Source organism: Stenotrophomonas sp. 3diitr2024 (genome assembly GCF_042136455.1).
GTDB lineage: Bacteria > Pseudomonadota > Gammaproteobacteria > Xanthomonadales > Xanthomonadaceae > Stenotrophomonas > Stenotrophomonas sepilia.
This window is the reverse complement of the sequence record NZ_JBHHMJ010000804.1, coordinates 1-6,080: the sequence shown is the minus strand read 5'-3', so window position 1 is coordinate 6,080 and position 6,080 is coordinate 1. Positions and strand designations below refer to the sequence as shown.

Here is a 6,080-nt window from a genome sequence, read left to right as displayed (position 1 = left end):
CATCCAGCGATCAATGATCGCTGGATGGCACGCCGGGACCCTGCATCCGTGCAAAGAAAAACGCCTGCAGATCGATGATCTGCAGGCGCTTCTTTGTATCTGGCGGAGTGAGAGGGATTCGAACCCTCGATAGAGCTTTTGACCCTATACTCCCTTAGCAGGGGAGCCCCTTCGGCCACTCGGGCATCACTCCGGGGTTTTCTCCGCGTCTGGTGCGTTGCACCTCAGCGGGGCGTGAATCATAACGTTAATCAAGTGCGAAGGTAAAGCGTTATTCGGCAGAATTTTCGCTACCGGTGCCACCGGCTTCATCACCACGCTGGATGCGCTGATAGATCTCTTCGCGATGCACAGCGACGTCCTTCGGCGCGGTGATGCCGATACGCACCTGGTTACCCTTGACGCCAAGCACGGTGACGCTCACCGAGTCTCCGATCATCAGGGTTTCGCCGACGCGGCGAGTCAGGATCAACATTTTTGTAAGTCTCCATGGAACCGTGTGGAAGGGTATCCCCCACCGGCTTGACGCTCCGTCAAGAAGCGCTACCACGACAAAGGGAAAAGATTCGCAATGGTACCGTCAGCCGTCCCGCTCCTACAAGGAGGGGGACGGCCAGGTTCATCACAGGCGGGGGCTGACCCATTCGACGACTGCAGCCAGCGCAGTGGCAAGGGCGGGCCCGTCCTCGCCACCACCCTGGGCGAGGTCCGGGCGTCCGCCGCCCTTGCCCCCGATCTGACCGGCGATATGGGACAACAGTTCCCCGGCCTTGACCTTGCCCATTGCGCTGCCGTTCACGCCTGCGACCAGGGCGGCCTTGCCGTCCTGGGCGCCGGCCAGCACGATCACCGCGTCGCCCAGCTGCTGCTTGAGGCGGTCCATGGCGTCACGCAAGGCCTTGGCGTCGAAGCCCTCCAGGCGGGCGGCCAGCACCTTCACGCCAGCAACCTCGACGGCCTGGCCGGACAGGTCGGCCGTGGCACCCGCAGCAACCTTGGCCTTCACGCCTTCCAGTTCGCGCTCCAGCTGCTTCTGGCGCTGGCCGAGGGCACGGATCTTCTCGACCACGTCGGCAGCGCTGCCACCGAGCAGCTCAGCGGCCTCGGCCAGGCGGGCCTCTTCGGCGTCCACGTAGTCCAGCGCGCCCTGGCCGGTGACGGCCTCGATGCGGCGCACGCCCGCGGAGACGCCACCCTCGGAGGTGATCTTGAACAGGCCGATGTCGCCGGTACGGTTGACGTGGGTGCCACCGCACAGCTCGGTGGAGTAGTCACCCATCTTCAGCACGCGCACCTGCTCACCGTACTTCTCACCGAACAGGGCCATCGCGCCGAAGTCCAGCGCTTCCTGCATGCCCATGGTGTGCACTTCGGCGGCGTTGTTGGCACGCACCTGCTGGTTGACCTTGCGCTCGATCACCGCCAGTTCGTCGGCACTGATCGGCTGGAAGTGCGAGAAGTCGAAGCGCAGGCGGTCCGGCGCGACCAGCGAGCCCTTCTGCTGCACGTGGGTGCCCAGCACTTCGCGCAGCGCGGCGTGCAGCAGGTGGGTGGCCGAGTGGTTGAGGATGGTGGCACCACGGCGCTCGCCATCGACCTGGCCGGACAGCACATCGCCGACCTTCAGGCCGCCTTCGGACAGGGTGCCGACATGGCCATGGAACTGGCCGGCGAACTTCTGGGTGTCTTCCACCACCAGGCGCACGCCGTTGCCGGTCAGCACGCCGGTGTCGCCGACCTGGCCGCCGGACTCGGCGTAGAACGGGGTCTGGTTGGTGATGACGATGACTGCGTCACCCGCATCGGCCGACTGCACCGGACGACCGTCCTTGAGCAGGGCCAGCACGCTCAGGCCGTCGGCCTGCAGGCGGTCATAGCCCAGGAACTGGGTCGGGCTGAGGGTCGCCACCAGCTCGGCCGGCAGGGTCACGCCGCCACCGAACTTGCCGGCCGCGCGCGCGGTCTCGCGCTGCTGCTCCATCGCGGCATCGAAGCCGGCGATGTCGACGGTCAGGTCGCGCTCGCGGGCGATGTCCTGGGTCAGGTCGAGCGGGAAGCCATAGGTGTCATACAGGCGGAAGGCGTCAACGCCCGGGATCACGCCATTGCTGGCCTTGCCGGCCACGTCCTCGAAGATCTTCATGCCGGCATCGAGGGTTTCGGCGAAACGCTCTTCCTCGGCCTGCAGCGCACGGGTGACAGTGTCCACCGCAGCCGGCAGTTCCGGATAGGCCTCGCCCATCTGCTCGACCAGCGTCGGCACCAGCTTGCTGAAGAACGGCTGGCGCACGCCCAGCATCCAGCCGTGGCGCAGGGCGCGGCGGATGATACGGCGCAGCACGTAACCCCGGCCTTCGTTGGACGGCAGCACGCCGTCGACGATCAGGAACGAGCAGGCGCGGATGTGGTCGGCAATCACGCGCAGCGACTTGTTCTCCAGGTCGGCGGTGCCGGTCAGCTCGGAGGCCTTGCGGATCAGCGCCTGGAACAGGTCGATCTCATAGTTGGTGTGCACGTGCTGCAGGATCGCCGCCAGGCGCTCCAGGCCCATGCCGGTATCCACGCACGGCGCCGGCAGTGGCACCAGGGTGCCGTCGGGCTGGCGGTCGAACTGCATGAACACCAGGTTCCAGATTTCGATGAAGCGGTCGCCGTCTTCATCCGGGGAACCCGGGGGGCCACCGGCGATATGGTCACCGTGGTCGTAGAAGATCTCGGTGCACGGGCCGCACGGGCCGGTGTCGGCCATCTGCCAGAAGTTGTCCGAGGCAAACGGTGCGCCCTTGTTGTCGCCGATGCGCACGATGCGCTCTTCCGGTACGCCGACCATGTCGCGCCACAGCTCGTAGGCTTCGTCATCGGTCTGGTAGACGGTGACCAACAGGCGTTCAGCCGGCAGCTTCCAGACCTGGGTCAGCAGTTCCCAGGCCCAGGCGATCGCGTCCTTCTTGAAGTAGTCGCCGAACGACCAGTTGCCCAGCATTTCGAAGAAGGTGTGGTGGCGTGCGGTGTAGCCGACCTGGTCGAGATCGTTGTGCTTGCCGCCCGCGCGCAGGCAGCGCTGCACGTCGGCCGCGCGCACGTAGCTACGCTTCTCCGCGCCAAGGAACACGTCCTTGAACTGCACCATGCCGGAGTTGGTGAACAGCAGGGTCGGATCATTGCCCGGCACCAGCGGCGCCGAGGGCACGATGGTGTGGCCTTTGCCCTTGAAGAATTCAAGGAAGTCGCTGCGGATCTGGGATGTCGTGAATTTGGCGGATGCGTTCATTGGGGGCTGGCAGTCTGCGGGCCGGCGGACCCGGACCACCGGCCGTGTTGGCCAGGGTCGCGAGGGAGCGCCGAAAACCTAAAGGGTATCAGGCCCGGCGCCGCCAGTCTCAGTCATCCGGGTCGTAGCGGGTCGCACGGCGGATGCTGTCGCCGTCGAAGCCCCGTCGGGCCAGCAGATCGGCGGCCTTGCGCCGCTGCGTCAGGTCCTGCGGACCGGCCTCGCCAAAGCGCCGGCGGACCAGATCACGGGCATTTTCCTGCCAGTCGCCATCGTAACTGTCCATCGCCGCGGCAATCGCGGCACTGTCCAGGCCATGGGTGCCCAGCTCGGCGCGGACATGGATCGGGCCATAACCCGTATTGGCGCGCATCCGCACCAGGTTCTCGGCAAAACGGGTGTCGTCCTGCCAGCCCGCTTCGGTCAGCTTGGCGACAGCGGCCTGCGCGGCTTCGTCTTCGATGCCACGGGCGGTCAGCTTGCGGGTGAGTTCCTTGCGCGAGTGCTCGCGGCGGACCAGCAGGCCCAGCGCCCGTTGTACGGGAGTCTGCTCACGCTGCCGGCGCTTGCGGCCGGTAGGAATGTCTTCGGCGTCGGACATCGATGCTCCAAGGGTGGCGCCGTCCTTGGCGCCCTGCCCATCCCTGGGCGATTCGAACCTGCGGGACAGGGCGACGTCACTGACGGCGCCGCCCTGCCCCACAGCAAGCCTTACTCGTCGTCGCCTTCGTCGTCGCCTTCCTCGCGGGCCGCTTCGGCCGGCTGGAATTTCTCACGCAGCTCGGCCTCGAGCTTGGCGGCGACGGTCGGGTTGTCGCGCAGGTAGCCGCGGGCATTGTCCTTGCCCTGGCCAATGCGCTCTTCACCGTAGCTGTACCAGGCGCCGGCCTTCTCGACCAGCTTGGCATCCACGCCCATGTCGATCAGTTCGCCCTCGCGGCTGATGCCTTCGCCGTACAGGATCTCGGTGATGACCTGCTTGAACGGAGGCGCCAGCTTGTTCTTGACGACCTTGATCTTGGTCTGGTTGCCGATGATCTCATCGCCCTTCTTGATCGCACCGATACGGCGGATGTCCAGGCGGACCGAGGCGTAGAACTTCAGCGCGTTGCCGCCGGTGGTGGTTTCCGGGCTCTGGCCCGGCATCATCACGCCGATCTTCATGCGCAGCTGGTTGATGAAGATCACCAGGGTGTTCGAACGCTTGATGTTGCCGGTCAGCTTGCGCAGCGCCTGGCTCATCAGGCGGGCCTGCAGACCCGGCAGCTGGTCACCCATTTCGCCTTCGATTTCGGCCTTCGGGGTCAGCGCGGCGACCGAGTCGACCACCAGGATGTCAACCGAGCCCGAACGGACCAGCATGTCGGCGATTTCCAGCGCCTGCTCACCGGTGTCCGGCTGCGACAACAGCAGGTCGTCCACGTTCACGCCCAGCTTCGCGGCGTAGATCGGGTCAAGCGCGTGCTCGGCATCGATGAAGGCCGCGGTACCGCCCATCTTCTGGCATTCGGCGATGGCCTGCAGAGTCAGGGTGGTCTTGCCCGAGGATTCCGGCCCGTAGATCTCAACGACACGGCCCTTCGGCAGACCGCCAATGCCCAGTGCGATGTCGAGCATCAGCGAACCGGTCGGGATGGCTTCGACGGGCTCGACCACGCGGTCGCCCATGCGCATCACCGAGCCCTTGCCGAACTGCTTCTCGATCTGGCCCAGAGCAGCAGCCAAGGCGCGCTTCTTGTTCTCGTCCATCGTATTGGTCCTTGCAGAGGTCATGTCGTTGGGGGTGCTGTCTTTGGGGGTCTTCTTTGCCATGGGTTCACTTTAAGTCGGACGTATCGCACAGGCTGAGATTCTGCCCGGCGCTCTGAAAAGAATTATCGGACATCCGTACCAACCTCAGTGGAACCAGAGAATCGCCACAAAAGACCGCGGGGTAATGCACCATGGAGCGGGTCAACGATTGGGCCGAAGCAGGCCGCAATAGAGGCCTTCGATCGCAAAATCCTGGTCCGGCAGCACCTCGATCGGCTTGTAATCAGGATTGCGCGGCAGCAGGCGGATGCGGTCCTTGGCGATCTTCAGCAGCTTGACGGTGATCTCGTCATCGATGCGGGCCACCACGATCTGCCCGGAACGGGCGTCGCGGGTGCGGTGCACGCCGATCAGGTCACCGTCGAAGATGCCCTCATCGATCATCGAGTCGCCCTGCACTTTCAGCAGGTAGTCCGGCGCCGGCGAGAAGAACACCCGGTCCAGCACCACGAAATCGTCGGAGCCGATGTCGGCACCGATCGGCAAGCCGGCAGCGACCCGGCCCAGCACCGGCAAGCGCAGCACGCTGTCCGGAAGGCCCGGCTCGGCCAGCTTTTCGACCGGCGGTGCCTGCACCAGGCGGATGCCGCGAGCCTGGCCCGGGATGCGACGGATCGCACCGGCCTGCTCCAGGGCTTCCAGGTGGTACTGGGCCGCACGCACCCCCTTGAAGCCGAACGCGCGTGCGATTTCAGTCTGCGACGGCGGTGCGCCTTCGCTCTCGATACGCTCGGCGATCAACTGCAGGATCGCCTGCTGGGTGTCGGTCAGGTCCATGGTTAGTAGTATTACTACTAACGCACACAACTGCAAGTGCCGGGTACGACAAACAGGTGATGGGATCTGTAGTGCCGAGCCATGCTCGGCAGTTGGGCCAATGGCCGGGCGGCAAAGGCAAAAGCAAGAGCAGCCGACCAGCGGTCGGCCCTACAGGGATCGCGCAGCGATTCCACGGTTCCGATGGGGAACCGCTGCGGCAAGCACACTATGTGTGCTT

General features: G+C 65.2%; 5 protein-coding genes and 1 tRNA gene. All 6 read right to left on the bottom strand.

What is annotated here, in order from left to right:
* Window positions 1–100: 100 nt before the first annotated feature.
* A tRNA-Ser gene (locus ABGA94_RS21425) sits at window positions 101–193 on the bottom strand.
* A gap of 78 nt (window positions 194–271) precedes the next feature.
* Window positions 272–475, bottom strand: a complete 204-nt coding sequence (gene csrA, locus ABGA94_RS21420) for a carbon storage regulator CsrA (RefSeq protein WP_004152909.1) — start codon at window positions 473–475, stop codon at window positions 272–274.
* Between the two features lie 147 nt (window positions 476–622).
* The gene (gene alaS, locus ABGA94_RS21415) at window positions 623–3,271 is read right to left on the bottom strand and encodes an alanine--tRNA ligase (protein WP_111128164.1); all 2,649 of its coding nucleotides are present in this window, start codon (window positions 3,269–3,271) and stop codon (window positions 623–625) included.
* Between the two features lie 109 nt (window positions 3,272–3,380).
* On the bottom strand, window positions 3,381–3,872 hold the full coding sequence (gene recX / locus ABGA94_RS21410) for a recombination regulator RecX (protein ID WP_005416047.1): 492 nt from the start codon (window positions 3,870–3,872) through the stop codon (window positions 3,381–3,383).
* Between the two features lie 110 nt (window positions 3,873–3,982).
* Window positions 3,983–5,020 carry a recombinase RecA gene (gene recA / locus ABGA94_RS21405; RefSeq protein ID WP_005416046.1) on the bottom strand — a complete coding sequence of 346 codons (1,038 nt, stop codon included), beginning with the start codon at window positions 5,018–5,020 and terminating at the stop codon, window positions 3,983–3,985.
* Window positions 5,021–5,224: 204 nt separating this feature from the next.
* Entirely contained in the window at window positions 5,225–5,860 is a 636-nt protein-coding gene (lexA, locus tag ABGA94_RS21400; protein WP_005416045.1) for a transcriptional repressor LexA, read from the bottom strand.
* Window positions 5,861–6,080 lie beyond the last annotated feature (220 nt).